Here is a 26,612-nt window from a genome sequence, read left to right on the forward strand (position 1 = left end):
GCTCTCACGGCGTGGAGGCGACCGGCGTCGGCGGGCCCGCCGCCGGCGCCGCGGGGGAGTGCGGCGGCGTCGGCCCAGGGGGCAGCGAGACGGGGTCGGTTCCGCCCATGTCGAGCCGGAAGGGGGGATACCGGTCGGTCATCAGCGCCACGTAGGGCCCCACCCGGAGCGCCCACCGGTCCATGCCCATCACGAAGTCGTAGATCGGCTTCGGGTAGCCGCCGGTGAACAACAGCACGATCGCGGCGATCAAGACGAGCAGGCCGACCAGGCTCCAGCCGGCGTTCGCGCCGTCGTCCCAAGAACCGTCCACGTCGCCGACGCGCGTCCCCAGCCACACCCCGCCGCCGACGAAGACCGCGAGGACCAGGAGGTGCGGGAGAGCCAGCAGCCACTTCACGAAGATCAGACCTCGGGACAGCCGATCGGGGTAGGCCACGTCGAGGTGCGCCGGGTAGTCCGGCACCTCGTGCAGCGAGAACGGCGGATAGCGGTCGGTGCCCAGCGCCCAGTAGCCGTAGTAGTGCACCCGCCAGGACCAGCGCATGACGCCGACGTTGAAGTCGAACAGCGACCGTGGATAGCGGCCGGTGAACAGGATCGCGAAGAACGCGATCACCGTGACGACGACGAACGCCACCCACAGGAAGAACAGCACGATGACGTGCGGGATCAGCAACAGCCACTTGACCAGCCACAGCCACCGGGAGAGCGGCGCGTCCAGCACCGCGTCGACGCGCACGGGACAGGGGGGGCGGTGCTCGGTCATTCCGGCCTCCCCGAGGCTGGTGTCAGAACGCTCTGGGGTGAGGTCTGCAGTCTGGAGCCGCCCCGCGGACGGGCACATCGGCGTGATGACCGGGCCGGGCGGGCGATGTGACGTAGGCCCGCTGACGGACTCGCCCTCCGGTCAGCACGGGGATGCCGGCATCGACGGTCCGGCCACCGCCCGTACCGCCTCGGCGAGTCGGTCGGAGAAGTCGACGCCCTTGTCCAGGCAGGCACTGGCGCCGGCCTGGAGGACGGCGGTCATCGAGGTGGGCCCGCTGCACACGGCGATCACCGCGCGTCCGCGGCGGGCGAGCTCTTCGACGATGCGCAGGTCCTGGGCCTGCTCGCCCCGGCTCAGGTCCAGAACCACCAGATCAGGGCCGAGGTCGGCATCCTGCTGCGGCAGCAGGCGCGGCGCGCCTGTCGTCCCGACGACTCGGACCCCGTCGAGCTCCAGCAGGTTGGACAGGGACCTGCGGACGCGGACGTCCCGAGCGGCAACCAGCACCCTCATCGCTGCACCGCCTGAATCCGGAGTGCCTGCCCTGCATCTCATCACGCCCCTGGCTGGGCGACATCGGCGCTATGTCCGGTCGCGGCGGGGTGGAATGTCCCAGGCGGAGCTACGGGGAAGGTGTCGCCTGTGCCAGGCCCTGCTGGATGGCGTACAACGCCGCCTGAGTGCGCGATCGCAGCCCGAGCTTGTCCAGGATGCTGCTGACGTGGGTGCGGGCGGTGCGCTCGCTGATCACCAACCGGGAGGCGACCTCCCGGTTCGACAGCCCGGCCGCGAGCAGCACGAGGACCTCGTGTTCCCGGGCGGTGAGGGTGTCGGCTACGGCCCGGGCCGGTGCGCTGAAGGCCCGGGCCAGCTGCCGGGAGACCGCCGCTCCCAGCGGCATCTCCCCGCGACGGGCCTTGCGGATCCCGTCGACGACCTGGTCGGCCTCGGCATCCTTGAGCAGGTAGCCGGCGGCGCCTGCCTCGAGCGCGCCGCGGATCCGGTCGACCTCGCTGTAGCTGGTCATCGCCATGACGGCGAGGCCGCCGTGCCGCTGAGTGAGCAGCCTCGTGGCGGTGACCCCGTCCATGCCGGGCATCAACAGATCCATGAGCACCACGTGCGGGGCTCTCCCGTCGGCGACCAACGCGGCCACCATGTCCAAGGCGGCCTGTCCGTCGGTGGCCTCGCCGACGACCTCCACGTCGTCGACGAGCTCGAGGTAGCCGCGCAGTCCGCGCCGCACCACCCCGTGGTCATCGACGAGGCAGACGCGGATCCGACCGCCGTCCGGTTCGGGCGTGGTCATCGCGCGTCCGATGCCGGTGACGTGCCGGCCGGCACCGCCAGCCTGCCCCCGGGTGGGGTCAAGGGGATCGTCGCCGAGACCCGGGTCCCTCGTCCGGGACCGGTGTGCACCACGAGGGAGCCGCCGAGCTGCTCCGTCCGCTGCGCCATCGTGCGCAGGCCCAGATGGCCGGGCCGGGGGGCGGATGGGTCGAAGCCCACGCCGTCGTCTGTCACTTCCACGAACAGCTCACGCCTCGTGCGCCGGTGGCGCAGCTGCACGACCGCGCCCTGGGCCCCGGAGTGCTTGGCGATGTTCGCCAGGGCCTCCTGCACCAGCCGGTAGACCTGCTCCTCGACGTCCCCTGGCAGCGGGATCGGCCGCTTCGGCGCACGGACGTCGACGGTGATCTCGGTGCGGGCGCTGACGCCCTCGGCCTGCTTGCGGATGGCGGCCGCGAGACCCTCCTCCCGCAGCGCTTCCGGCCGCAGCTCGAAGATCAGCGCCCGCATCTCCGCGAGCGCACCCTGGGTCAGCTGGCGCAGATTCCTCAGCCGCTCACCCAGCGGCCCGTGGGGCGGCAGACCTGCCCGTTCGAGGAGGAGCTGCGCGCCGCGGGTCTCCAGCGTCATCGAGAACAACGCCTGGGACACCGAGTCGTGCAACTCACGCGCCAGGCGGTGCCGGGCCTCCAGCGCCAGCCGCTGCTGCGCCTCGGCGAAGAGCCGGGCGTTCTCGATCGCGACCCCGGCCTGCGCGGCGAGGGTGACCACGGCGCGCTCGTCGCCGTCGGTGAACTGGGATCGGCCGCGCTTCTCGGTGAGGTAGAGGTTGCCGTAGATCCGGCCGCGCACGCTGATCGGCACCCCCAGGAACGAGGTCATCGGCGGATGGTGCTGCGGGAAGCCGACCGAGCGCGCGTCGCCCTGGATGCTGCTCAGACGCATCGGATGGGCGTCGGAGGTCAGGGCCCCCAGGATGCCCCGGCCGATGGGCAGGGCTCCGATCGCGGCGCGCTGGTCCTCGGTGAGGCCGTGCGTGATGAAGTCCTCCAGGCGACCGTCCTGGCCGAGCACCCCCACGGCGCCGTACCGGGCGTCGGCCACGTCGCACGCAAGCTCGACGATGTTGGTCAGCACGGCGGGCAGGGACAGTTCGGAGGCCAGCGCCAGCCCGGCCGCGATCAGTCCCTCGTCCCGGCGGGAGGACGCGGCGGCGTCGGCGAACAGTCGCGCGTTGTCGACGGCTGTCGCGGCCTGGTCGGCGATGGCGGCGAGGAACCGGAGTTCCTCGCCGTCCGGCGGTGGGCCCGGCCAGAAGGTCTTGACCGCGCCGACCGGGTGGTTGCGGGCAACCATGGGAAAGGATGCGATGCTCCGCCATCCGAGATCGCCGTCAAGGTGCTCCAGCGCATCGAGCACCGGCTCGCCGCGCGTCCGGTCGACGATGACCGTCCGCTGGCCGCGGAAGGCGGACAGCGCCGGGAGGGCCTCGTTCCCGGACCGCAGCGCCCGCCGGAAGCGGTCGGCGTAGTCCGCCGGCAGGCCGGCGGTCCCGGCGACGCGCAATCGGGCGGGCTCACCGTCGAAGACGATGGCGGCGCAGCCAGTCATCTCCGTGGACTCCAGGAGGCAGGCGGCGACGGTGTCGAGAGTGGCCTCCAGCGACTCCGCCAGCGCGACCCGCGCCGCCACCTGGGTCAGCGTTGCTTGCCAGCGCATCGCCCGACGCTCCTCGGTGACGTCCCGGAACGCGCGCACGACGAGGTGCTGGCCCTGGACTTCCAGGGGCACATCGGAGTACTCGACCTCGCGCCGCCCACCGCCCGCGGGCGGGTGCGTTCCCCGCTCGGGCACCGTGATCCCCGCGGTCAGCAACGGTGCAGCCGGACCCATCAGCGCCTCACCGCCGCCGCCCTCGATCGCACGCCCAGCGGGATTGACGTGCAGGACGCGCAGATCTGGCGTGAGCAACGCGACGCCCCGGGGCAGGCCGTCCACTATCCGGGCGAGATCATCGAGTCCCCGTATCGTCGGCCAGGCGCCATCCCAAGCCAGAGCGGCGGTGTCGGCAGCGCTCTCCACAGCCACCACCACCCAACGGTCCGCTGCCGCCGACCGTACTCGCGCCTACCGGCCTCGAGATCGTCCTCGACCGCGTCATGACGGCCGCCGTGCGGGGAGCCACCTGAACTCGCCCAATCCCTCCGTCCATGAAGGGTGTCGGAACCCATTTTCGTTTCCCCGGTGGATCCGGCTCCCGCGATGGACAGCACCGTGGCCAGTGGGAGACGTGGCTGTGCGGCAGGTAGGTCCGGTGTCCTGCGTCATTGCGGTGGAGCGGGTGACCGGAGTCGAACCCGCACAGTCAGCTTGGAGCGCAAGAGATCGTCGTCGCCGCTGCTCGGCTCGGACTCCGCTACCCGGTTGGTCGCCACCGGCGAAGCCTTCGGGACCGCGAGGGTGACGGCCGGACGGTGGGCTCTCGGCGGGCGACGCCTCTTCAACGCTCAACGCGTGCCGCGGGGCATGACCGTCACGGTCATGCATCCTTTGCTCATTCAATACTCCCGGAAGCAGCCGGTCCGAGCCATCGACGCTCAACGCCGCGCTGGCCGCTCCACCTGCATGTTCAACGCGAGTTAACAGTGGTCAACGATCCCGAGATCAAATCGCAGGGTGAACGGTCTGGCGGCCGCGTACGTGACGTCTCCGCCGAGGCGAGCCAGAAGAGCCAACTGGAAAAGTACCGCAGAAGGGTCTGGCCGCTGGGTCGATGCAACCTTGCGACGAGAGTTGTGTCCGCCGGGTGCAAGCGTCGGCAAGGCCGGCTCTGGTGGGAGTGAGCCCTGGAGTGAGAGACACGCCCGAGCGCGGGAGCGAAGTGCAGCAACCGGTACAGCAACGCGCTCCGGACGGCGGTGGACCAAGACGGATCCCGGCGGAATCCGCAGGCCGCGAACCAGCGGAAATGAATGACGGCGCACCAGGGTGAACCCCTCGAATGTGACCCGGGGTCCAGGGGTCGCGATTCAGATCCTGTCAGCCCGACAGCGGGAAACCGCGGGTGAGGGGCCGTGTTCGGAGAGATCCGGAACGGCCCCTGACTGCTTCTCGAGGCGGTTCGACCCCCGATCTGACCACCATCAGGTCACCTCGAGGTCGTGCCCGTTCGCCGTGCTGCTGCGCAGCGTGTTCCTCGGTGACGAGCACGGAGCCCGCGCCATGCAGGCCGGCGGGCGGGGCGGGGCGATCATCGACACGGCCTCGGTGGCAGCGCCCAGCGGGGGAGCCGGCCCGCAGGCGTACTCGGCCGCCAGGGCAGCGGTGCTCGACCTCGGTCGGGATCCCGCTTGTCGGCACCCGCCCGGCACCGGCAGGCTGCTGCCGTGCAGGTCCCGCTGACCGCCGAGGACAAGACGATCCTCGCCCTGGAGGACGCCCGGCTGGTGGGGCACACGGCCACGGTGGTCCACCTGCCGGGAGGCGCCCCGGACCTGCGGCGGCTGCGTGACGCGGTCGCTCGCCGGCTGCCGGCCGCGCCGCGGTTGACCTGGCGGCTGAGCGGGACGCCCGACGAGCCGGTGTGGCGCTCGGACGAGGTGGACGTCGCGGCGCACGTCCGGGCCGTCGGCGCGGCCCGCCCGCTCGACGGCTCCGGGTTGCGCGCCGCGCTGGTCCGGCTGTTCGGGGAGCGCCTCGACCGCAGCCGGCCGCTGTGGCGGATGGATCTGATCGGTCCGGTGGCGAGCGGCGGTGCGGTCCTGGTGTGGCGGGTCCACCACGCCCTCGCCGATGGCGGGACGGTCATGCGCCTGGCCGAGGACGTGCTGTGGGATCCCGCGCCGACCCCTGCCAGCCCGGGCGGGCACGGCTCCGGAGCCGCGGGGGCAGGGGCTGCCGGCGGACCCCCGCAGCGTTCGTCCCTGGCCGGCGTGCTGACCGGTGAGCTCCTCCCCGGGCTGCGGCGTTCGCCGTTCGACGCGGCGGTGGGCCGCGAACGCGAGGTCGCCCTCGCCGTGACCTCGATGTCGGGTCTGCACGAGGCCGCCGGCAGGCTGGCCGGCGCGACGGTGAACGACGCCGTGCTCGCGGTGGTGGCGGGTGCGCTGCGCCGGTGGCTGGAGCACCGGCACGGGCCGATCCACGGGCTGAGGGTCAAGGTGCCGGTGACCATGCACCACGACGGCGACCGGGCCGGCAACCGCGACTCCTGGTTCCGGGTGGACCTGCCGGTGGACGAGCCGGACCCGGTGGCCCGGCTGGTCGCCGTCCGCCGGGAGACGGCGCAGCGCAAGGCCCGCCACGACGCCCAGGAGCTGGACGAGCTCTCGGACCGGATGGCCCGGTTCTCACCCCGCCTGGCGGACTGGTCGCAGCGGCTGCAGCGCAGCGGGCGGTCGTTCGCGTTGAACGTGTCCAACGTGCGCGGCCCGGACCGGGCGGTCACCGTGCTCGGCGCGCCGGTCGGCGCCGTCCAGCCGCTGGTCGAGGTGGCGCAGCACCACGCGTTGCGGGTGGCGGTGCTGTCGGTCGCCGACCGGCTGGGCTTCGGGTTGGTCGCCGACCCCTCGGTGGTTGGGGGTCTCGACGTGCTCGCCGCCGCGGTGGAGCAGGAGGCAGCCGAGTTCCTGCGTGGAGCGAGAGGGGCGCGGGTAGGCCCTCCAGATGAGCCCTGACGGGTCCCTCACCGGCACCGACCCACCGGGGACCTCCCGACCGTGGGCGGCGCGCACGCCGGAGGCACGGTCAACGGTGCGCGACACCGGAAGCCGACCCGCGGCCCCCCTACTCGACTGCCACCCTCCGCGGGGCCGACGATCGCTGTGAGATGGACGACCGGGTCTCCGCGGTCATCGACCATGGGCCCTTGATCTGTGTCCGAGGGGAATCGGACACCGTGAGACGGGAGCCGTCCCACCAGCGACGTCCCGATGGGGGAGCGCGGTGGTGCACCAGCACGACGGTGACGTCGGCCGCGTCGGGGCAGCGTGCGGCCCTCCCGAGAGGCGACCGGCGGCAGGTCGAGATGGGGCGGCCGCCCTCACTGCGATGGGACGGCAGGGCCGATGGCGTGCCGGGTGATGCCAGGCAGCGGCTCGACGATGGGCGGGGACCCGTCTCGGCCACACCAGCGGCATTCCTCCAGGGGCGGTCGCCGGCCGACGCGGTCGACGACCGCGCAACTCGTCGGGGCTCACCGGAGGGACCTGCACGCTGCCGCCCTCGCGCTGTCCAGCACGGGCGGCGGGTCACCTGGGCTCACCTCAGCGTGGCTGGGAGCGGTGCACCTCAGCGCGCCCGCGGGGAGGGCGCCGGCCCGGCCGAGCGGGGCCGGTCGGACGGGACCCAGCTGGTGAGGTCGCGCCAGGTGAGGCCGGGTTGGCCGCGCATCGGTGCCGGGCCACCGGGCTCCGGATGGCCCAGGCACACGATGAGCTCCGGCGTCCACGAGTCCGGCAGGCGCAGGAGCTCGGCGACCGCGGCGCGGCTGAAGGAGGTCACCGGCCCGGCTCCGACCCCGAGGGCGTGGGCTGCGAGCAGGATCGTCGCCATCGCCGTCCCGACGTCGACGAACAGACCGGGTGCGTCGGGCGGGAAGCCGTAGTCGGCCGCCAGCTCCCGGTCGGTGCAGATGGTGATCGCCGCGGCCGGCCGCTGCAGCATGCCGGGGGAGACCGCGCGCAGCACCCGGAGGACGCCGGCGTCGTCGGTGACGACGAACCGCTGCAGGTGCCGGTTGCCTGCGGTCGGAGCCCACCGGGCGGCGTCGAGGACGGTCTCGAGCGTCTGGCGGTCGACCGGCTCCGCCGTCATCGCGCGCACCACCCGGCGGCTGCGGATCGCCTCGAGCACCGCCGCGCCCCGGATCCGGCCGTCCTCGCCGATCACGCCGACCCCGACCGATCGGGTGCCCACCGGGCGGTCAGGTGCGCGGCGAGCGCCCGGCAGAGGTCGTCGAGGCGGCCGACGTACCCCTCCCGGTCCTCGCGCGGGACGGCGAGCTCGGGCACCTGTTCCAGCGGGCCGGCGATGAAGGCGGCGGTCTCGTCGGAGGACCGCGGTGCGATTCGGTCGGCGAGTCGATGGGCGGCGGTCAGCAGCCGCAGCGGCCCGTACTCGGCGGCCTCGTCGACCTGGGTGCGCGCGGCGGTGAGCAGGTAGGCGAGCAGTTCGAGCGCCTCGTCCTCGTCGAGGACCCAGGCTGGGTCGGAGCTCGGCATGACGGATCCCTCCCTGCCGAGGATCCTGCCAGCGGATCCGAGCTCCGCGGCCACGACCGCACGCGCCGGGCGTCGGGGCGTCGGGGCGGCGGGGCGGCGGGGCGGCGGGGCGTCGGGGCGGAAGCCTGGCCCGCACCCGTCACCGGTTGGCCTGCCGCTCCCCCGCGGCACGCGTGAGCAGTCCTGCTCCGATGAGCAGCGCCACGACAAAGGCGGCGGCCGCGCAGCCGAAGCCGGCGGCGATGGCATCGGCGGTGCCGGCCCGGTCCGGCGGGTGCGGGGTGAGCCGCAGCACCACGCTGCCGATGACCGCGAGGCCGAGCGTGCCGCCGAGCTGGCGGACCGCCTGCACGACGCCCGAGGCCTGACTGCGCTCGGACTCCCGTGCCCGGCCAAGCGCGTCGGTGTTGGTGGGGGAGGGTCAGCCCAGGCCCAGCCCGACCGCGACCATGCCGGGGACCTGCCGGGAGTAGTCCAGGGCCGGCAGGGCAAGCAGCCAGACGACCGTGCCGGCCGTGCACAAACCATCCCGGTGAGCACGGGGGCACGGACCCCGGAGCGGTCGTACCAGCGGCCTGAGCCTCCATTGAACCGGGGCGGTTCATGGCGTTGCCGGCCAGCGCCGGGTGACCGCTCGGGTCGTGGACGGGGGCGCGACGGTCGAGGTGCTCTGCCCGGGGCGCGGCTGCGCCCACGACGACGCCCCGGACAGCTCCTGGGCGAGGCCGGCTCGCTGACAACCCAGTCGAGGACCTGCCTGCGGGATGATCCGGCCGGCCGCGGCCGGACCAACGACGGGAGATCCGCGTGGACGCCGTCCTCCTCGTGGACGACCTGGTGGCGGTCTTCGTCGTGGCGCTGCTCGCCCCGGTCGTCGTCGGGCTGCTGCCGCGGCTGCCGGTGCCGCAGGTGGTGCTCCTGCTGGCCGGCGGCATCCTGATCGGCCCCGACGTCCTGGGCCTGAGCACACCGGGCGGGGTGCAGGTGCTCGCCGACGTCGGCCTCGGGTTCGTCTTCCTCCTCGCCGGTTACGAGGTCGACCTGCGGCTGTTCGGTCAGGACGCTGGACGGCGGGCGGTGCTCGCTTGGTTCGTCTCTCTCGTCCTCGCCCTCGGCGCCGTGGGATTGCTCGCCGCCGCCGGCCTGGTGCGCGCGTTCGCGCCCGTGGCGCTGGGCCTGACCACGACCGCGCTGGGCACGCTGCTGCCGGTGCTCCGCGAGCACGGCCTGCTCGGTGGCCGGCTGGGGCGATACCTGCTGGCGGCCGGTGGAGTGGGCGAGCTGTTCCCGGTGCTGGCGATCGCGCTGTTTCTCGGCAGCCAAAACCGCTTTGCGGCGCTGGTCTCGCTGGCCGCCGTCGGGGTGCTCGCGGTGCTGCTCGCGGTGGCTCGGCGCGGGGTGCGGGAGGGTGGGCGACTGGCGACGGTGGTCCTGCTGGGCCAGCACGAGACCGCCCAGATCACCCTGCGGGCGACGATCTTGCTGCTGATCGTCCTCATTGCCGTCACCGACGAGTTCCACCTCGACGCGGTGTTGGGTGCCTTCCTCGCCGGCGTCGTCCTGCGGCACTGGGTCGGGGGGCAGGCGCCGGTGCTCGAGGGCAAGCTCGACGCCGTCGGGTACGGGTTCTTCGTCCCGGTCTTCTTCGTGTACTCGGGGATGAGCCTGGACCTGTCCTCGATCGCCGGGGCGCCGCTGCGGGTGCTGCTGTTCTTCGCGCTGCTGCTGGCCGTCCGGGGTCTGCCCGCGCTCCTGGTCTACCGCGGCGTGCTGCCGGCGCGGCAGCGCGTGCAGACCGCGCTAGTGACGGCGACCGCGCTGCCGGTCCTGGTGGCGCTGGCCGAGATCGGCCTGCGCAACGGCACAATGCTCCGGGAGAACGCGGCGGCGCTGGTGGGGGCCGGCGTGCTCACCGTGCTGCTCCTGCCGGTGCTGGCCATCGAACTCGACCGGCCGGCCCGCTCAGCCCGGGGTCGGCGCGAGGCGACCGAGCAGGGATCGCTCCAGCGGGCCGGTGAAGAACAAAAGGAACAGCTCGAGATAGCTGACCCGCGGGAATACCAGGCCGAGGACCAGCGCCAGGAGGATGCTCCTGGTCGTGACAACGCCCGCCACGGGCGGCGCCGATCGCGTCCCGGAGCGGCGCAGTGACGGGCGCCGCCAGACAGGGAGGCTCAGGGTGGTCAGGCAGGCCGAGATGGTGGATGTCGCCTGTCCGGCCCATGGCGGACGGTGAAGGCGGCCGCGCCACACCTGCTGGCTCAGGGAAGCGGATCGGTGATCCTGACGTCGTCGGTCAACGGACTCGAGGCTGGTCCCAACTACGCGCACTACACCCCGGCAGCGCAGCGTCGGTGATCTTCGTATGCGGCATGAGGTGGGGGAGTAACTAGGGCCTGTCCTGGCGATCGGCCGATGGCACCGGTGCCGAAGATGACGTGCCGCGGGCCGGCGGTCATGCCCGCGCCCCGCTCGGTGCCGGCGCCGGTGCGGGTGCCGCACGGGAGCCGGCCGCCGTGCGGTCGGGCAGGAGCAGCAGCAGGAGCAGCCGTCCTACTCACCGGGATCGGCGCAACCACGCCGCACGTGCTGGAGCTGCGGCACCTGGGCGGCGCACTCGCCCGACCGGCGGCCGTGCCGAACGCGGTCGGCCACCGCGACGCGGCGTTCAACCTCTTCACCTCCGCCCACCCCGGCCCGGGCTTCAGCGCAGCCGTCGCGATGCAGACCGAGCTGTACCGGCGGCTGCTGCCCAGGAGCGGCGGACGGTCCGTCTACATCTTCACGGCGCGACCCGACGGCCGACCCGCCGACGCCCGCGGCGCCTTCGAAGCTCCCGTTCTCAGCAGGCTCCAGTCGGTCAAGGCGGCATGGGACCCGCAGGACCTGTTTCGCTTCGCGGTCACCATCCCGCCGGCCGGGACCACCGACCGGGCCGACGTTGACTCACCGCGGTCCGGCGCCGCACCCCTCCCGGGCTCCGCATGAGGCAGGCCATGGCCCCTTGTCCGTGCCGGTGGGCGAGGGGCCCCAGTACGTCGGCGCTGTGCCTGCTCACCCACGACGCCACGCCGGACCACATCCACGGGGCCCGCGCCGGCACGTACGCCGAGCCGCTGGCTGAGAACTTCGACCGCGGGCAGGAGGTCGCCCTGCGGCGGGCCCTCGACGCCGACCCCAACGTCCGATGAACGCACATCAGGTGGCACGAGACGGCCGAACGCACCGCGACAGGAGAGACGACCATGACCACGACGGATGAGGTGCTGGTGGTGGGGGCCGGCCCGGTGGGGCTCACGGCCGCCTGCCAGCTGGCCCGCCACGGCGTGCCCGTACGCGTCATCGACACGCTCGAGCAGCCGACCACCGAGTCGCGCGCGGTGGGCGTGCACGCCCGCAGCATGGAGATGCTCGCCGCCCTGGGGGTCCTGCCCCGGCTGGAGGCACGGGGCCGTCGCATCGACGCGCTCGTCGTGCTCGACGGCCGCACCGGCGCCACCCGGGCCCGTCTCGACGTCGGCAGTGTGCCCAGCCGCCACCCCTATGTCCTCGACGTCCCCCAGCCCGACACCGAGGCCGTCCTGGCCGAACGAGCCGTCGAGCTCGGCATCGTCGTCGAACGCGGCGTCACGCTCACCACGCTCGCGCAGGACGCCGACGGCGTCGACGTCACCCTCCGCTCCCGTGCCGGGGAGGAGTGCGCGCGCGTCGGCTGGGTCGTCGGCGCCGACGGCGGCCACAGCAGCACCCGCGCCCTCGCCGGCACGAAGCTGGAGGGCGGCTTCCACGGCCAGCACTTCGCCATGGCCGACGTCGACGTCGACACGGCGTGGCCACCGGACACCATCCGCATGTTCACTCACCCCGACGGGATGGGGATCCTGTTCCCGTTGGCCGGGAGCCGCGCGCGGATCATGTTCGTCGTCGACGACCCCGGTACCGGCGCCCCCGACCCCACGCTGGAGCAGATCCAGGCCCTCGCCGACGCGCGCATGGACGGCGGCGTGACGGTGCGCCACCCGCGCTGGCTCGCGTACTTCGAGGTCCACCACGCCCAGGTCCCGCAGTACCGCCTCGGGCGCGTCCTGCTCGCGGGCGACGCCGCCCACATCCACAGCCCCGCCGGCGCCCAGGGCATGAACACCGGCATCCAGGACGCCGCCAACCTCGCCTGGAAGCTCGCCCTCGTCGCCCACCGCCGAGCGGACCCGGAGCTGCTCGACACCTATCAGGACGAACGGCACCCCGTCGGAGCCATGGTGGTCCGGGACACGACGACGCTGACCGACGTCGGCACCGCCACCGGTCCGGAGGCTGCGATCCGCGACCTCGCCCTGTTCCTCGTCGGCCACCTCCCGCGGCTCACCGACACCGGCGCCGCGACGCTGACCGAGACGACGATCCGCTACCGCGACAGCGTCCTGTCGGTGCAGCACGGCGCCCACCACCGCGGCGCGAGCCGGGCGGGAGACCACGCGCCTGACCCCGATGGCCTGCTCCGCCCGGACGGCACCCCCGTGACCGTCGAGGACCTGCTGGCCCGGCCCGGCATGCTGCTGCTGGTCCGGAGTGTGGACTCCGACATGCTCGACGAGCTGCGCGAGGCCCTCGGCGACCCCGGCACGGTGGTCCGGGTCGTGGACGGCGACGAGGGGGCGCCCGAGGACTGCGTGGTCGATCCGGACAGCGGGATCGCTCGGGCGTATGGCCTGGGCGCAGCGGGATCCGCGGGGCTTGCTCTGATCCGCCCGGACGGGTACCTCGGCCTCGTGGCGGACTCGGCCGACGTCGGCGTGCTGCGCGCCTATCTGGCCGATGCGCTGCGCATCACGCAGCTGTCGACGAGCTGACCAGCCCACCTCGCCGTCGCGGGCCGGCTGGGCGGCTGCGCCTGTTGATCGGTGTGACGATCGCCGACCGCCCACGGTGGCCGGACCCACCCCGGGAGTCGATCGTCGTGGAACCGGGCGCGGCGGGGAGGCCAGCCGTCCGCCGGCGCGGCCGTGGGGGCGACCCGGGCGGTGGTGGCGGCTGTGGGTGGGGGTGGGTCGCAGACGTCCGTCACCGTCAGCCGCGGGGCTGGGGACGGCGGGCCCGGGCCACGGACGGAGGAGTGGCAACGGTCGCGTTCGCCGCCACGGTCATGACCCCGTGAGGACCGGCGCCGCGTCGTCGAGCCCCGGCACGCGGTCGTCGATGCGGCAGCCGCTGGTTCGCACCGCGCATGTGGCCCGCGGGGCGGTCGCCGCGCGAGCGGTGGCCTGGCGCAAGGGGTATCCGGGCGGGTCCCGTCCGTCAGATGGCGGATGTCCGCGAGACCTCCGGCTGCGAGGCTCGGCTTCCGAGCAGCTCGAGCCGAGGAGGAGGCATGACCGCGCAGCAGACGGTCCCGACCACCGCGACCGGTTCCCACGTGCTGGAGGAGGGATTCTTCGCCAACCGGAGCTTCGACTACGGGATCCGCATCGCACTCGGCGCCACTGCCTACGGGGTGGGTGACGTCGGAACGGTGCTGGCGACTGCGGCACGGATCACCAACGGCGACTGGGCGAGCTGGTTCTCGGCGTGGACGGATCGGGCGGACCAGCTCGCGGCACTCGCTGCGCAGCACCGCCAGGCGGGCGACCTCCGGGGAGCGAGCTGGACCTTCCTCGCGGCGGCCGACGCCTGGTCCCGCTCGCTCGATGCCGTCGACGGCCTGCCGGCCGAGCAGGCCGAGGCCGTCCTGCTGCCGACGTTCCGCAAGGGGCGCGACTGCTGGGAGGCGTGGATCGACTGCGCGGGCTCCCGGTTCGTGCGGGTCGACGTCCCGTACGAGGACACCACCTTGCCCGGGTACCTGCTACGGCCCGACGCCTCCGGTAGGGCGCGGCCGACCCTGGTGATCACAAACGGCAGCGACGGCCCGATCACCGACATGTGGTGGGCCGGCGCGGCGGAGGCCCTGGACCGCGGCTGGAACGCGTTCGTCTACGACGGCCCGGGGCAGCAGTCGATGCTCTTCGAGCGGGGGACGACCTTCCGTCCCGACTGGGAGGCGGTGCTCACCCCGGTGGTGGACGCCCTCGTCGGGCGCCCGGACGTCGACGCCACCGCCCTCACCGCCTCCGGGATCAGCCAGGCCGGGTACTGGGTGCCACGGGCGTTGGCGTTCGAGCACAGGTTCGTCGCGGCGGTCGCCGACCCGGGGGTCGTCGACGTGTCGACGTCCTGGACGGAGTACCTGCCGGCCGAGATGCTCCAGCTGCTCGACGCCGGCCGCAAGGACGACTTCGACCGGTACATGGCCCAGGCCGGCGGGGACCCGGAGACGGCGCGCACCTTCGCCTACCGGGCCCGTCCCTTCGGCGTGAGCAGCCCGTTCGACCTGTTCACCGAGGTCCGCCGCTACCAACTGCGGGACGTGGCGGAGCGGATCCGAACTCCGCTGCTGATCACCGAACCCGAGGACGAGCAGTTCTGGCCCGGGCAGTCCGAGCAATTGGCCGGGCTGCTCAGCGCACCGCACGAGATGGCCCGCTTCGGCGTGGCGGACGGCGCCAACTGGCACTGTCAGCCGCTCGGGCGGCGGCTGACCGCGCTGCGCGCGTTCGAGTGGCTGGAGGCCCACCTGCCGAGCCGCTGACGTCCAGGCCGCGATCCGTGCTTCCCGGCCTGTACCGAACCTGGGTTCCTACGGTGCCGGGGGTGTCCTGCTGGACCGGCTGCCTGCCGATCCCCTCGTCGCCGGCCACGTGGTGCCCCGCGCGAGTGGGGACGACCGCGGCCTGCGGCACGGCCTCGCAGTGGTCGCGCAGCTGCTGGCGCCCCGCCGGACGGCACCCACCCGGCTGACTTCGCCTGCGCACAGGTGGACCCCTGGTGCCAGGCGGGGCCGGTCCTGCTGTGCGTCGACGACGCCCCCGGTTGGACACCGCGTCTCTGCTGTTCTCGACCGAGCCGCGGCGACCCGCTCTTCGTCCTCCTGCTGATGGGGACCTGCAGACCCGGGGCCTGCTCGTCCGGTCGGGTCGCGACCGGATCGCTGTGTCGAACGACGCGAGTGCCGTCCCGGCGGCTGTAGGTCTCGCCGCGGACGGTCCAGAGCCACGTCCCGCACATCCTCGCCCAGTTCGACCTCCGCTCCGGGACGGAGATCGCCGCGCAGTGCGCCGATGTCGCTCCCGCCTGGACCGAACATCGGCCTGATGGCGGATGTCTCCTCGGTGGCGGCTTCCTAGCGTCGCTGCCATGAAGCCACTGTCCTTCGTCCTCGACTTCCTCCCGTGGATCGTCTTCACGGTCGTGGCGCGTCGATCGGCCGCGGATGCCGTGGCGTGGAGCGCGCTGCTCGCGGTCGTCCTCACAGCCGTCCTGCTGATCAGGGCCAGGCAGCGGGGCGATCCCACGACGCTGAACGCCGTGTCCCTCGGCACCTTCGGGGTGATCGCCACCCTCGGGTTCGTCGGCGGCCCTCCGGTCGACGACTGGCTCTACACCTGGGGCCGGCCCCTCGTGGGCGTGGTCCTCGGCGTGTACGTCCTGGCCACAGCCTCGGCGCGCCCCTTCACCGAGCAGTACGCCCGGCAGTCGACCCCGCGTCAGTACTGGGGATCACCGACGTTCCACTCCATCAACCGGGTCATCAGCGCGGCCTGGGGACTCGGCCTGGTCGTCATCGGGGGGTGCTCTCTGCTCCTCACGGCCCTCGACCAGCAGCACACCACCTTCTCCTCGGTCCACCTCGTGGAGCTGCTCCTCAACTGGGTGATCCCCATCGCGGTCATCTGGGGACTGGTGAAGTTCACGGCTGCCTACCCCGACCACGTCACCGGAAGGGAGCAGACGGTCCCGACGCCGGCGCAGGACCACGACCGCAGGACCTGACCCGTGTCGGGGGACCGGGAGTACCAGGACGGGGGTGGTGTCCGCCGGGGGCTCGTACGACCTGTGGGCCTCAGGACGAGGCTGACCGCGCTCGTCGAGCGGTCGGCGCTATGGCGACCGCAGCACGGGCAGCACCTCCTCGGCGACCAGGCGGTCCGAGCGCTCCCGCACGGGGGAGTCCATGTCGCGGGACCCGCCCCCGACGGTCACGTGGGACCGACATACCCCTCTGGCCTCCCACTGCTGGGTCAACGGGATGTGGGGGATCGGATCACGAGGACCTGTGTCGCGGCCGCGTCGCCGTGATCCGGGGCGATCGCCGCTGGGCACCCGATGGGTCGACGGCGGCTCCCGGCGGGAGGCGGACGGGATCACCGGGAGCCGGTGACCTCGCCCGGCGCTTCCCTGCGAGAGCGGTCCGGGTGTCGGTGGCGCGGCCCGCCAGACCGGGCACGCTGTCCCCGGGAAGAGCACGGTCGGTCAAGGCCCACGTCCGGCGCCGTCGGCGGTACGCCTGAGGTCAACGGTGCCGCGCCACCGTGGTGGCCAGCTGGACCCGGGAGCCGAGGCCGAGCTTGCGCAGGCTGTGCGAGATGTGCGTCTGCACAGTGCGGGGTGAGACGTAGAGCCGGGCGGCGATCTGCGGGCTGGTCAGCCCCCGCCCGACGAGCTCGGCGACCTGCAGTTCCGTGGGCGTGAGGCTGTTCCACCCCGATGACGGACGTCGCCGCCGGCCGGTCACACCCAGCCGGATCTCGTGCTCGCGCAGCCGGGCGGTCAGCCGTCGCTCGACGGTGGTGGCGCCGAGCAGGTCGGCCACGCTCGTGCACCGGGCCGCGCAGCTGCGGGCCCGTTCCGTGTCCCCGCGGGCCGCGGCGGCCACGGCGGCCTCCTCCCAGGCACCGAGCTCACCGGGGACGTGCCCGCGCCCGGCGAACGCCGACGCGGCCGCCATCGCCCGGTCCGGGTCCCGCTCCGCGATCGCCCGGACCAGGTCGGTCGCCGGGGCCATGCCGGGCATCTCCTGGACGGGCGCCGCCGCCGAGTCGGCCGTGATCCGGGCGAGCAGGTCGGTGTCCCCAGCCTGTAGAGCGATGCGGGCGGTGTCCGGACCGGCGTACACCGCCCACACCAGGCGGCCGGAGCCGAGGGTCTCGATCCAGCTCCGCCGCGCCAGGTCGATGGCGCCGGCGAGGTCGCCACGGGCCTCGTGCAGCAGCATCTCCGCGTGTCCGACGGCCGGCAACCCGTACTGCTCGGGCAGCGCCCGCAGCTTCCACCGGGAGAGCCCCGTCGCGGCGGTGTCGAGCTCGCCGCGCCGCACCCGGATGCCGAGGCCGAGGCCGACCGCGCGGGAGAGCCATCCCGTCCCGGTGACTGCGGTCGCCTCGAGACCGGAGTCGAGAAAGGCCAGCGCGTCGTCCCAGCGGCCTCCGACGTAGTCGATCGAAGCTGCGACGAACAGGTGGTACGGCAGTTGCCAGCCGCGCCCCGACTGCTGTGCCTGCCGGCGCAGCTCCACCGACCGTGCGCGGGCGACCTCGATGCCGTCGGCGTACAGGGCGAACCACGGTGGCAGGACTGGAGCCGTCGGCCCGTCCGCCCAGTCCGGGGAGCCGGCGTCCACGCGCGCGCGCACCGCGTCGTCGATCATGCACAGGGCCCGGCGGCAGCGGCCCGACAGGAACAGGTCCACCGCGGCTGGCAGCAGCGCGGCGCCGCTGCTGCCTGTGGGGACCCCGTCCCCGACCGGCTGACGTCCCCCGAGCACGACCACCCACCGGCGCAGCTGGATCAGCGCCTCGCGGGCGCTGTCGGGGAGCTCGCCAGCCAGATGACGGTCGATCTCGCTGAGTGCGCCGGGGACGTCGGCGGTGCTCACGATGTGGTGCAGGCGGAGCCGCACGAGCTCCGCGCGCACCGCGGGATCGGACGTGCGGTCCAGGGCCTCGCTCGCCACCTGCATCGCCTCCGCCATCCTGCCCGCCGTTGCCAGCACCCCGGTCCGGGCGACGGCGATCCGGTCCTCCAGCTGCGTCCGCTCCGGGCTCGCGGGGAGCGCGGCCACCTGGTGCGCGGCGGTGGCGAGCAGATCGGCTGCCTGCACAGGGGCGTGGGCGAGGTCGGTACCGGCGACCTGAAGCGCGACCTCCGCCTGCGATGCCGCGGACAGAGCCGCGGCGGCGGATTGCTGCAGCACCTGCGACGGGATCTCCCCGCCTGTTCGCAGCTCCGCCGCGCACGCCGCATGCAGCATCTCCCGCAGCGGGGGCTCCAGATCGGCATAGACGACGTCGCGGTAGAGGTCGTGCCGGAAGGCGAGCAGCCCGTCGTCGGTCCAGCGGGCCACACCCGAGCCGACGGCGGCCTGGATGGCGCCGAGCAGGGCGGCTGGTCTGCTGCCGGTCACCGCCGCGAGCTGGTCGGGCGCCGCGGGCCTGCCCCACACGGCCAGCACCTGCAACAGGTCCCGGGACGCCGGGTCGAGCATCGCCAGGTGCGTCCGCGCCCCGGCCTGCACCGACGCGGGCGTGTCGGCGGCCGTGGCCGAGGTGGTGAGCAGCTCTCGCCCGGCGTCGAGCAGCCCGCGCCGCTGCAGGTCATCGAGCATGACGCGCGCGTGGAGCGGGTTGCCGCCGGTCACGGCGAGCAGCTCCTGGACCTGCGGACCGGGTGGCGCGCCGTAGCGGGCGGTGACCAGAGCGTCCAGCTCCTCCGGGGCGAGCCCGCTGAGCTCCACCTCGTGCACATCGGGGCGGGCCGCCAGCACGGCCAGACCCTCACGGACGGGCAGCGGCCGCCGCGTGAGCAGCAAAGACAGCGGCAGGTACCGCGACATGTCGACGAGCCACCCGAGCAGGTCGAGCGAGTCCCCGTCGGCCTGGTGGAGATCGTCCGCGCACAACAGCACCGGTCCCTCGGCGCACAGTCTCTCCGTCGCCTCCACCATCCGGTCCCCGGTGTCCGGCCCCGGCGGGTACACGGCCTCGACCCCCAGCAGGCCCGCGATCAGACCAAACGGCCGGCTGCGGCTCATCTCGTCCGCTTCCACCCAGTGCACGGACGTCCCGGCACGGGCGAACCTGGCCGCCAGGAGGCCGACCGTCGTGGACTTCCCGATCCCTGGCAGCCCCGTGAGCAGGACTGCCCGATCCGCGTCCCCGCTCAGCCGCCGGAAGAGCTCGTCGACGACGGTGGCGTGAGCACGGGACGGTACGGGGGCCACCGCGGCAGGCTATTGGCCGCCTACCCGTCGCTCGTGCTCCTCGCGCATGGTCCCTGGGGCCGAGGAGGAACGCCCGGACGCCGGTGAGGGAGCTGTCTGGCTCCGCTGCGTGGCAGGCGGAGACCGGGACCAGCCTGTGCGAAGCAGGAAGCCGGCCACGATGTGGGGGTGTGGCTGCACCTCGGTCCGCGGAGCAGGAGGCATGCAGTCCCGTTGTCGGGCGCCGCCAATCCCATTCCTGGCACCATTGAGTGGCCCGCTCGCGGAGTAAGACGGCTCCGTCCGCCAGTGTCTCGGCCGCCGTCCACGCCTCCGCGCATGACGAGCCCACCGGACTCGCCTCCGCCATCTGACGACCGAGGAACCCGACAGCGGTGCGGGTACACGTCGGCGACGCCGGCCTGCGCGGCGCGGGCGTTGCGGACGGGCGCAGGCGCCGTCGGGCGTCATCAGGCCGCGCTGGCCGAGCAGCAGCCGCGGGGAGCGGGCGTGGGGGTGCAAGGCCCGCACACGGGAGCCGACGCCGAGCAGGGAGTCGGGGTCACTGCGGATGACCGCTGCCCGCCGCCGTCAGAAGTCGCCGAGCCCCAGCGGGCGGGCCTCGGCGGCGGCTCGGGCCGACGCCTGCGCGCGCGTGTAGCGCAGCATGTCCGGCCGCGTCCAGCCGGCCACCGCCATGAGACCACCCTCGCTGCCGCCGGCGGCGAGCCAGCGGTGCGCCGCGGTGTGCCGCAGCCGGTGCGGCCGGTGCGGCCGGAACCCCTCGATCCCGGCCGCGCGGGCCCGCTCACCGAGCGTCTTGTGCAGTGCGTCGTAGGAGAACGCCCTGCCGCGGTCGCCGAGCCACAGCGCCGGGGCGCCGGCCAGCCGGTGGCTGCGGCGGGCACGGAGGTAGCGGTCCAGCGCCCGGGAGGTCTGCGGGCCGAAGGGGACCACCCGGCCCCGACCGCCCTTGCCGCGGCGCACGGTGGCCGTGCCGGTGGACAGGTCGACGTCCGCGGTGCCGAGCGCGACGACCTCTCCGGCCCGGGCGCCGGTCTCGATCATCAGCCGCACGAGCGCCTCGTCCCGGCGGTCGCGTAGATCCCTGCCCGCGCAGGCAGCGACCAGCGCCCTGATCTGCTCGGGAGTCAGCGGCTCGACGACCTTCGCGTCCAGCTTGGGCGACTTGAGGCCGAGCAGGTGGTCGGCGTCGCTCTCACCCTCCTCCAACTACCACGCGGAGAAGCGCCGGAGGGCCAGCTGCCGGGCGCGGGCGGTGGCGGGCTGGCCGCCGCCCGCGAGCAGGTCCGCGGTGAAGGCGTTCACGCTGGCCCGGTCGAGCACCGCGGGGCGGCCGGCGGCGTCGGCCCAGGCGAGGAAGCGGCGCACCCCGTCGCCGTAGGACTTCACCGTCTCGGGGCTCTTGCGCTCGGCGCGCAGGTGCAGCTCCCAGGACGGCAGCAGGGCGGCGAGGTCCACGGCCACGCCCCGCACCGTAGCCCGACATCTGGACTGGGAGCGGTGTGCATGCGTCCCACCGGCCGGCCCGAGCCCAAGCCGTCCCCTGACCTGCGCAGACAGGTCAGGAGACGGTCGGTGCTCAGTCCAGGTAGTCGCGCAGCACCTGGGAGCGGCTCGGGTGGCGCAGCTTCGACATCGTCTTGCTCTCGATCTGCCGGATCCGCTCGCGGGTGACCCCGTAGACCTGGCCGATCTCGTCGAGGGTGCGCGGCTGGCCGTCGGTCAGGCCGAACCGCAGCCGGACGACGCCGGCCTCCCGCTCGGAGAGCGTCTGCAGGACGCTGGTCAGCTGGTCCTGCATGAGGGTGAAGCTCACCGCGTCGACGGCGACGACCGCCTCGGAGTCCTCGATGAAGTCGCCGAGCTGGCTGTCGCCCTCGTCGCCGATGGTCTGGTCGAGGCTGATGGGTTCCCGGGCGTACTGCTGGATCTCCAGCACCTTGTCCGGGGTGATGTCCATCTCCTTGGCCAGCTCCTCCGGGGTGGGCTCGCGCCCGAGGTCCTGGAGCAGCTCGCGCTGGATGCGGCCGAGCTTGTTGATGACCTCGACCATGTGCACCGGGATGCGGATGGTGCGGGCCTGGTCGGCCATGGCGCGGGTGATCGCCTGCCGGATCCACCAGGTGGCGTACGTGGAGAACTTGTAGCCCTTGGTGTAGTCGAACTTCTCGACCGCGCGGATCAGACCGAGGTTGCCCTCCTGGATCAGGTCCAGGAACGCCATCCCGCGGCCGGTGTAGCGCTTGGCGAGGGAGACCACGAGGCGGAGGTTGGCCTCCAGCAGGTGGTTCTTGGCGCGCTCGCCGTCGCGGACGATCCAGTTGAGGTCGCGGCGCATCTGCGGGGAGAGCTTCTGGCCCTCCTCCTCGGCCTGGCGCAGCCGCTCGGCGCCGTAGAGCCCGGCCTCGATGCGCTTGGCGAGGTCGACCTCCTCCTCGGCGTTGAGCAGTGCGACCTTGCCGATCTGCTTGAGGTAGGCGCGGACCGAGTCGGCGGAGGCGGTGAGCTCGGCGTCCTTGCGGGCCTGGCGGAGGGCCTCGGACTCCTCCTCGTCGTCCCACTCGAAGTCGCCGCCCTCGGCGACCTCCTCGGGACTGGGGGCGTCGGTCTCGGCGACACCGTCCGGGGTCGCTACGACGGTCTCGTCGATCTTCAGGCCCTCGCCACCGGCGTCGACCACGGCGACCGTGGCGCCGTCGGAGGCCACCGCGGTGAGCACGGCACCCTCACCGCCTCCCGGCGACGGGGAAATCGTGGGCTTGCGGGCGCCCTTGGCGGCGGTCGGCTTCGCCGCGCCCTTGGCCGTCCGCTTGCGAGCGGGGGCCTTGGCCGGTGCTGGCTGGTCGGCGGGCACTCATGTTCCTTCCCGTGCTGGGTGCGTTCCCCGGGGAGCCGTCTGGTCCCCGGGCAGCGGCCTCGGCCGGCGTCCGGAGCGGGAGGGCCCGACGAGCGCTCCGGGGTTTGACCGGAGCGCGGGCGGGGGATGCCTCTCCGCTGGGAGCGACGGGAGCGGGGCTCCTCCATTGTAACGACGCGTTGTGGTGGGTCCACCGCTTCGGACCGACGAGCTGCCCCCCGACCTGGGGAGGACACCAGGTCCAGGGGCGTTCTCACTCTCCGTGGTGACCCGGCGGCGGGCGGCCGCGCCCCTCCGGTGTCACTGCCCGATGCGCTCCTCGGCGGCCAGGGCCGCGCCGACGATGCCGGCGTCGTTGAGCAGCTGCGCGGGGACGACGGGGGTGCGGGTCGACAGCAGCGGCACCCACTTGTGCGCCTTCTTGCTCACCCCGCCGCCGACGATGACGAGGTCCGGCCAGACGGCCGCCTCCAGGACGTCGAGGTAGCGGTCCACCCGCTTGGCCCACCGCGGGTAGCTGAGGTCCTCGCGGTCCTTCGCGGCGGCCGACGCTCGCTTCTCGCCGTCCTCGCCGTCGACCTCGATGTGCCCGAACTCGGTGTTGGGCACCAGGACGCCGTCGGTGAACAGGGCGCTGCCGATGCCGGTGCCGAAGGTCAGCATGAGGACGACACCCCGCTTGTCGCGGCCGGCGCCGTAGCGCATCTCGGCGATCCCGGCGGCGTCGGCGTCGTTGAGCGTCTGCACGGTGCCGGGGATGCGGGAGGCCAACCCCTCGGCCAGGTGGGTGCCCAGCCAGCTCTTGTCGACGTTGGCCGCGGTGCGCGCGACCCCGCTCTTCACCACGCCGGGGTAGGTGACGCCGATGCGTCCCTCCCACCCGAAGGAGTCGACGATCCGCGCCACGACGTCGTAGACCGGCTCGGGCAGCGAGGGCTGCGGCGTCTCGATGCGCAGCCGATCACCCTCCAGTTCCCCCTTGTCGAGGTCCACCAGGCACCCCTTGATCCCGCTGCCACCGATGTCCACGCCGAACCCGAGCACGCGGCCAGGGTAGTGATCGCCCGCACAGACGCCAGACCTGCTCGTGCAGGATCGGGCGATGACCACGACGCCGGAGCCCGCCGCCCTGCTCGACCTCGCCGTCTCGACCGCTCGCGAGGCTGCCGACCTGGTCGCGCGCGGGCGCGCCTCAGCCGCCGAGCAGGTGGACGTCAAGTCCAGCCCCATCGACATGGTGACCGCCGTGGACCGGGCCTGCGAGGAGCTGGTGATCAGCCGGCTGCTCGGCCCCCGTCCGGACGACGGGCTGCTGGGGGAGGAGGGCGGCGAGCGCACCGGCACCAGCGGGGTGCGCTGGGTCGTCGACCCCATCGACGGCACCACCAACTTCGTCTACGGCCTGCCCGCGTACGCGGTGTCGATCGCCGCGGAGGTCGACGGGCAGGCCGTCGCGGGCGTGGTGCTCAACGCCGCCACCGGCGAGCTGTACTCGGCGACCGCGGGCGGCGGCGCGCACCTGACCCTGCCCGGCGCCGAGCCGGTGCGGCTGACCGGCAGCCGGCCGGCCTCCCTCGGGCAGGCACTGGTCGCGACCGGCTTCGGCTACCGGGCCGAGCAGCGCCGCGCCCAGGCCGCCGTGGTCGCCGAGCTGCTGCCGGAGGTCCGCGACATCCGGCGTCACGGCTCGGCCGCCCTCGACCTGTGCACCGTGGCCGGCGGCCGGGTGGACGCCTACTACGAGATGCACCTCAACCGCTGGGACTTCGCCGCCGGCGCGCTGGTGGCGGCCGAGGCCGGCGTCGTCGTCACCGGCCTGCCAGGACGGGCGTTCGGCGAGCCCCTGGGCATCGCCGTGGCGCCGTCGGTCGCCGAGGAGTTCCTCGAGCTGCTCACCCGTCTGCACCCCTCCGGAGCCTGATGGAACGGCCCTGGTGACGGGCTGGAACGGCCATCCTTCAGGGCCCCGCGTCGAGCTTGCGAGACGTGGGGGGGAAGGGTGGTCCTTCGTCAGCAGGCGGCGGCCGCGCTGGCCCCTGCCGCCAGGGCGGCGTCGACGTCCTCCGGCGGCGCGAGGCCGGCGAAGTCGGGGCCGATGACGACGTCGACCGTGGCGGTGGCCCGGGTGTCGAGGAAGTCCCCGGCCTGGGGGAGGAACAGCCGGACGAAGACGGCGGCGTCGTTGCCGCGCGGGCCGTGCCGCAGCTCGCCGACGCCGGTGACCTCGCGCTCGCTGGGGTCGTTGGCGATCTCCTCCACCACGAAGCCCCGCTCCTGCAGCGCCGCGGCGACCTCCTGGGCCAGGCCGCCGCGGTCGGTGGCGTTGAAGACGCGCAGCGAGACCGTGGTCGGGTCCAGCGAGGGCGGCGCCGCCGACGCGCTGGCGCAGGCCTGGGCCTCCTCGGCCTCCAGCTCACCGTCGGTGTCGAACACGTTCCACCAGACGACCAGCGCGGCCAGCGCGAGCACCAGCAGGAACACCAGCGGCGGGATCGGCCGACGGCCGCTGCGGGGACGCACCGCGGAACGGTCGGTGGGCGGCGCGCTCACGGGCTCTCCTCGGTCACTGACGGTCGACCGGAGTCTAGGGCCGGGAGGGTGTCTAGATCACACCGTCGTCGAGTGCGGCGCGTCCCCGCTCCACGCACGGGTCGATGCGGTCGGCGTAGCCGGCGGTGTCCTTGCCCGCCATGGCCCCGGCGGCCGACCGGGCGACGATGCCGGCGACGATCGCGGCGAACTTGAAGTAGGCGAAGGCGACGTACCAGGGCAGGTCGGAGAGGTCCAGGCCGCTGCGCTCGCCGTAGCGTGCCGCGACCTCCGCGCGGGTGGGGAAGCCCTCCAGCGCGGTCACCGTGCTCTGCCCGGCGACGGCCTCCTCGCCGGCCTGCGGCCAGTAGACGTGCAGCATCCCCAGGTCGGCGAGCGGGTCGCCGAGGGTCGACATCTCCCAGTCCAGCACCGCCCGGACGCGGCCGGGGGCCTGCGGGTCGAGCAGGCAGTTGTCCAGCCGGAAGTCGCCGTGGACGATCCCGTTCCGTTGCGTGGTGGGCACGGTCTGGGCCAGCCGCGCGGCGAGGGCGTCCAGGCCCGGGCGCTCGCGGTCGCGGGTGGCGTCCCACTGCTGGGTCCAGCGGCGCACCTGCCGCGCCATGAAGCCCTCGGGCCGACCGAAGTCGCCCAGCCCCACCGCGACGTGGTCGACGGCGTGCAGGTCGGCCAGAACGTCGACCAGCCCGTCGCCGATCGCCCGCCGCTGGGCCGGCTCGTCGGCGTAGCCGGCCGGGATCCGGTCGACGACGTGCAGGCCGACGACCCGCTCCATCACGTAGAAGGGCGCACCGAGCACGGCGGTGTCGGTGCACAGGTGCAGCGTCCGCGGCACCGGGACGGGCGTGGGCCCGAGCGCCGAGACGACCCGGTGCTCACGCGCCATGTCGTGCGCGGTGGCCAGGACCGCACCCGTGGGCGGGCGGCGCAGGATCACCGCGTCGTCGTCCGTCCCTCCCTCCGGGGTCACCGTGTAGGTCAGGTTGGACATGCCCGCCGCGATGAGCTCGACCCGCACCCGGGACCACCGCTCGTCGCCCAGGACGGAGGCCAGATAGGGCCCGACGACGGCCGGGTCAGCACCCACAGGAGTCGACACGGGCGCAGGGTAACCTCTGGCGCTCCGCGTCCCGTCCGACCCGACCCGGCAGCGAGGTGGTTCTCCCCTCGCGCGTCGGGCACAAACGGGGGCCGCGCGACGTTGGGGGGTCCGCCGGTCAGACCGTGCCGGCTCGCTCCGCCGTCCGCCGGTGGGTCGGACGGCGCGGTGAGGACCAGTACCGGCCGGTGCCCGCCTCCGCGGTCACCGGCCCACCGACCCCCGGTCGCCCCCGGTGACCGGACAGCACGGCGGCGCCACCGCGCGCCGCCGCGGAACATGCGGGCTGCGCCCGCGACGACCCCGGAGGAGGGGCACTTCCCATGGCCACCGACTACGACGCCCCGCGCCGCAACGAGGCAGACGAGCTCGGCGAGGACTCGCTCGAGGAGCTCAAGGCCCGGCGCGCCGAGGCGCAGTCCTCGTCGGTCGACGTCGACGAGACCGACTTTAACGAGAACCTCGAGCTCCCCGGCGCCGACCTGTCGAACGAGGAGCTGACCGTCCGCGTGCTCCCCAAGCAGGAGGACGAGTTCACCTGCTCGCGCTGCTTCCTCGTGCAGCACCGCAGCCGCCTGGCCGCCACCAAGGGCGACCAGCTGTTCTGCCGCGACTGCGCCGCCTGATGGAGGACCCCGCTGCCCCCCGCCGCTCGCACGCTCGCGGCGGGACCCTGCAGCGGGGCGCCCGTCCTCCCCACCCTTCGCAGGTTCGGGGCGGGACCCGGG

Annotated in this window: 23 protein-coding genes; 9 read left to right on the forward strand and 14 right to left on the reverse strand. The window is 73.7% G+C overall.

The window, feature by feature from the left end:
* Positions 1-4 precede the first annotated feature (4 nt).
* The 4 genes from ACWIX7_RS21545 to ACWIX7_RS21560 all read right to left on the reverse strand — a co-directional run bounded on the left by ACWIX7_RS21545 (position 5) and on the right by ACWIX7_RS21560 (position 3,955).
* Entirely contained in the window at positions 5-769 is a 765-nt protein-coding gene (locus ACWIX7_RS21545; RefSeq protein ID WP_448618449.1) for a DUF4389 domain-containing protein, read from the reverse strand.
* Between the two features lie 141 nt (positions 770-910).
* The gene (locus tag ACWIX7_RS21550) at positions 911-1,285 is read right to left on the reverse strand and encodes a hypothetical protein (protein ID WP_448618450.1); all 375 of its coding nucleotides are present in this window, start codon (positions 1,283-1,285) and stop codon (positions 911-913) included.
* Positions 1,286-1,394: 109 nt separating this feature from the next.
* A complete protein-coding gene (locus ACWIX7_RS21555) occupies positions 1,395-2,081 on the reverse strand; it encodes a response regulator (protein ID WP_448618451.1) in 687 nt (228 codons plus the stop codon).
* Positions 2,078-3,955 carry a GAF domain-containing protein gene (locus tag ACWIX7_RS21560; RefSeq protein WP_448618452.1) on the reverse strand — a complete coding sequence of 626 codons (1,878 nt, stop codon included), beginning with the start codon at positions 3,953-3,955 and terminating at the stop codon, positions 2,078-2,080. The genes ACWIX7_RS21555 and ACWIX7_RS21560 overlap by 4 nt, the downstream gene beginning before the upstream one ends.
* 1,493 nt (positions 3,956-5,448) lie before the next feature.
* On the opposite strand from ACWIX7_RS21560, the gene ACWIX7_RS21565 reads away from it, so the two are divergent.
* Positions 5,449-6,738 carry a wax ester/triacylglycerol synthase domain-containing protein gene (locus ACWIX7_RS21565; RefSeq protein ID WP_448618453.1) on the forward strand — a complete coding sequence of 430 codons (1,290 nt, stop codon included), beginning with the start codon at positions 5,449-5,451 and terminating at the stop codon, positions 6,736-6,738.
* Positions 6,739-7,351: 613 nt separating this feature from the next.
* Here ACWIX7_RS21565 and ACWIX7_RS21570 read toward each other — a convergent pair.
* From ACWIX7_RS21570 to ACWIX7_RS21580, 3 genes are all read right to left on the reverse strand, one after another.
* A complete protein-coding gene (locus ACWIX7_RS21570; RefSeq protein WP_448618454.1) occupies positions 7,352-7,978 on the reverse strand; it encodes a nitroreductase family protein in 627 nt (208 codons plus the stop codon).
* Complete coding sequence (locus ACWIX7_RS21575; RefSeq protein WP_448618455.1) at positions 7,948-8,283, reverse strand: DUF6092 family protein; 336 nt, start codon at positions 8,281-8,283, stop codon at positions 7,948-7,950. The genes ACWIX7_RS21570 and ACWIX7_RS21575 overlap by 31 nt, the downstream gene beginning before the upstream one ends.
* 139 nt (positions 8,284-8,422) lie before the next feature.
* Positions 8,423-8,635: a hypothetical protein gene (locus tag ACWIX7_RS21580; protein ID WP_448618456.1), complete on the reverse strand. Its 213-nt coding sequence runs from the start codon at positions 8,633-8,635 to the stop codon at positions 8,423-8,425.
* Between the two features lie 455 nt (positions 8,636-9,090).
* On the opposite strand from ACWIX7_RS21580, the gene ACWIX7_RS21585 reads away from it, so the two are divergent.
* From ACWIX7_RS21585 to ACWIX7_RS21610, 6 genes are all read left to right on the forward strand, one after another.
* Positions 9,091-10,434: a cation:proton antiporter gene (locus tag ACWIX7_RS21585; RefSeq protein ID WP_448618457.1), complete on the forward strand. Its 1,344-nt coding sequence runs from the start codon at positions 9,091-9,093 to the stop codon at positions 10,432-10,434.
* A 264-nt stretch (positions 10,435-10,698) separates the two neighbouring features.
* Positions 10,699-11,271: a BBE domain-containing protein gene (locus ACWIX7_RS21590; RefSeq protein ID WP_448618458.1), complete on the forward strand. Its 573-nt coding sequence runs from the start codon at positions 10,699-10,701 to the stop codon at positions 11,269-11,271.
* A gap of 8 nt (positions 11,272-11,279) precedes the next feature.
* On the forward strand, positions 11,280-11,474 hold the full coding sequence (locus tag ACWIX7_RS21595) for a hypothetical protein (protein ID WP_448618459.1): 195 nt from the start codon (positions 11,280-11,282) through the stop codon (positions 11,472-11,474).
* A gap of 54 nt (positions 11,475-11,528) precedes the next feature.
* The gene (locus ACWIX7_RS21600) at positions 11,529-13,133 is read left to right on the forward strand and encodes an FAD-dependent monooxygenase (protein ID WP_448618460.1); all 1,605 of its coding nucleotides are present in this window, start codon (positions 11,529-11,531) and stop codon (positions 13,131-13,133) included.
* Positions 13,134-13,651: 518 nt separating this feature from the next.
* Entirely contained in the window at positions 13,652-14,908 is a 1,257-nt protein-coding gene (locus ACWIX7_RS21605; RefSeq protein ID WP_448618461.1) for an alpha/beta hydrolase family protein, read from the forward strand.
* Positions 14,909-15,513: 605 nt separating this feature from the next.
* A complete protein-coding gene (locus ACWIX7_RS21610) occupies positions 15,514-16,149 on the forward strand; it encodes a hypothetical protein (protein WP_448618462.1) in 636 nt (211 codons plus the stop codon).
* A 520-nt stretch (positions 16,150-16,669) separates the two neighbouring features.
* Here ACWIX7_RS21610 and ACWIX7_RS21615 read toward each other — a convergent pair.
* From ACWIX7_RS21615 to ppgK, 5 genes are all read right to left on the reverse strand, one after another.
* Positions 16,670-19,375 (reverse strand): LuxR C-terminal-related transcriptional regulator, encoded by a 2,706-nt coding sequence (locus ACWIX7_RS21615; RefSeq protein ID WP_448618463.1) that lies wholly within the window; start codon positions 19,373-19,375, stop codon positions 16,670-16,672.
* A 570-nt stretch (positions 19,376-19,945) separates the two neighbouring features.
* On the reverse strand, positions 19,946-20,587 hold the full coding sequence (locus ACWIX7_RS21620; RefSeq protein ID WP_448618464.1) for a tyrosine-type recombinase/integrase: 642 nt from the start codon (positions 20,585-20,587) through the stop codon (positions 19,946-19,948).
* A complete protein-coding gene (locus tag ACWIX7_RS21625) occupies positions 20,588-20,842 on the reverse strand; it encodes a site-specific integrase (RefSeq protein WP_448618465.1) in 255 nt (84 codons plus the stop codon).
* A gap of 115 nt (positions 20,843-20,957) precedes the next feature.
* Positions 20,958-22,232: an RNA polymerase sigma factor gene (locus ACWIX7_RS21630; protein ID WP_448618466.1), complete on the reverse strand. Its 1,275-nt coding sequence runs from the start codon at positions 22,230-22,232 to the stop codon at positions 20,958-20,960.
* Positions 22,233-22,535: 303 nt separating this feature from the next.
* Positions 22,536-23,279, reverse strand: a complete 744-nt coding sequence (gene ppgK / locus ACWIX7_RS21635; protein WP_448618467.1) for a polyphosphate--glucose phosphotransferase — start codon at positions 23,277-23,279, stop codon at positions 22,536-22,538.
* A gap of 58 nt (positions 23,280-23,337) precedes the next feature.
* Between ppgK and ACWIX7_RS21640 the strand changes: the two genes are divergently transcribed.
* The gene (locus ACWIX7_RS21640; protein ID WP_448618468.1) at positions 23,338-24,156 is read left to right on the forward strand and encodes an inositol monophosphatase family protein; all 819 of its coding nucleotides are present in this window, start codon (positions 23,338-23,340) and stop codon (positions 24,154-24,156) included.
* Between the two features lie 89 nt (positions 24,157-24,245).
* On the opposite strand, the gene ACWIX7_RS21645 is transcribed toward ACWIX7_RS21640, so the two are convergent.
* Positions 24,246-24,785: a LytR C-terminal domain-containing protein gene (locus ACWIX7_RS21645; RefSeq protein WP_448618469.1), complete on the reverse strand. Its 540-nt coding sequence runs from the start codon at positions 24,783-24,785 to the stop codon at positions 24,246-24,248.
* A gap of 52 nt (positions 24,786-24,837) precedes the next feature.
* On the reverse strand, positions 24,838-25,884 hold the full coding sequence (locus ACWIX7_RS21650; protein WP_448618470.1) for a phosphotransferase family protein: 1,047 nt from the start codon (positions 25,882-25,884) through the stop codon (positions 24,838-24,840).
* A gap of 323 nt (positions 25,885-26,207) precedes the next feature.
* Between ACWIX7_RS21650 and ACWIX7_RS21655 the strand changes: the two genes are divergently transcribed.
* On the forward strand, positions 26,208-26,510 hold the full coding sequence (locus ACWIX7_RS21655; protein WP_012948011.1) for a DUF4193 domain-containing protein: 303 nt from the start codon (positions 26,208-26,210) through the stop codon (positions 26,508-26,510).
* The last annotated feature ends 102 nt before the right edge of the window (positions 26,511-26,612 follow it).

It is taken from the genome of Geodermatophilus sp. URMC 65 (assembly GCF_053502545.1).

Bases quoted from the DNA above. Each gene is read 5' to 3' on its own strand.
- ACWIX7_RS21545 (WP_448618449.1), bottom strand. From the start codon at position 769: ATGACCGAGCACCGCCCCCCCTGTCCCGTGCGCGTCGACGCGGTGCTG.
- ACWIX7_RS21550 (WP_448618450.1), bottom strand. From the start codon at position 1,285: ATGAGGGTGCTGGTTGCCGCTCGGGACGTCCGCGTCCGCAGGTCCCTG.
- ACWIX7_RS21555 (WP_448618451.1), bottom strand. From the start codon at position 2,081: ATGACCACGCCCGAACCGGACGGCGGTCGGATCCGCGTCTGCCTCGTC.
- ACWIX7_RS21560 (WP_448618452.1), bottom strand. From the start codon at position 3,955: ATGGGTCCGGCTGCACCGTTGCTGACCGCGGGGATCACGGTGCCCGAG.
- ACWIX7_RS21575 (WP_448618455.1), bottom strand. From the start codon at position 8,283: ATGCCGAGCTCCGACCCAGCCTGGGTCCTCGACGAGGACGAGGCGCTC.
- ACWIX7_RS21590 (WP_448618458.1), top strand. From the start codon at position 10,699: ATGGCACCGGTGCCGAAGATGACGTGCCGCGGGCCGGCGGTCATGCCC.
- ACWIX7_RS21595 (WP_448618459.1), top strand. From the start codon at position 11,280: ATGGCCCCTTGTCCGTGCCGGTGGGCGAGGGGCCCCAGTACGTCGGCG.
- ACWIX7_RS21600 (WP_448618460.1), top strand. From the start codon at position 11,529: ATGACCACGACGGATGAGGTGCTGGTGGTGGGGGCCGGCCCGGTGGGG.
- ACWIX7_RS21605 (WP_448618461.1), top strand. From the start codon at position 13,652: ATGACCGCGCAGCAGACGGTCCCGACCACCGCGACCGGTTCCCACGTG.
- ACWIX7_RS21610 (WP_448618462.1), top strand. From the start codon at position 15,514: ATGAAGCCACTGTCCTTCGTCCTCGACTTCCTCCCGTGGATCGTCTTC.
- ACWIX7_RS21640 (WP_448618468.1), top strand. From the start codon at position 23,338: ATGACCACGACGCCGGAGCCCGCCGCCCTGCTCGACCTCGCCGTCTCG.
- ACWIX7_RS21655 (WP_012948011.1), top strand. From the start codon at position 26,208: ATGGCCACCGACTACGACGCCCCGCGCCGCAACGAGGCAGACGAGCTC.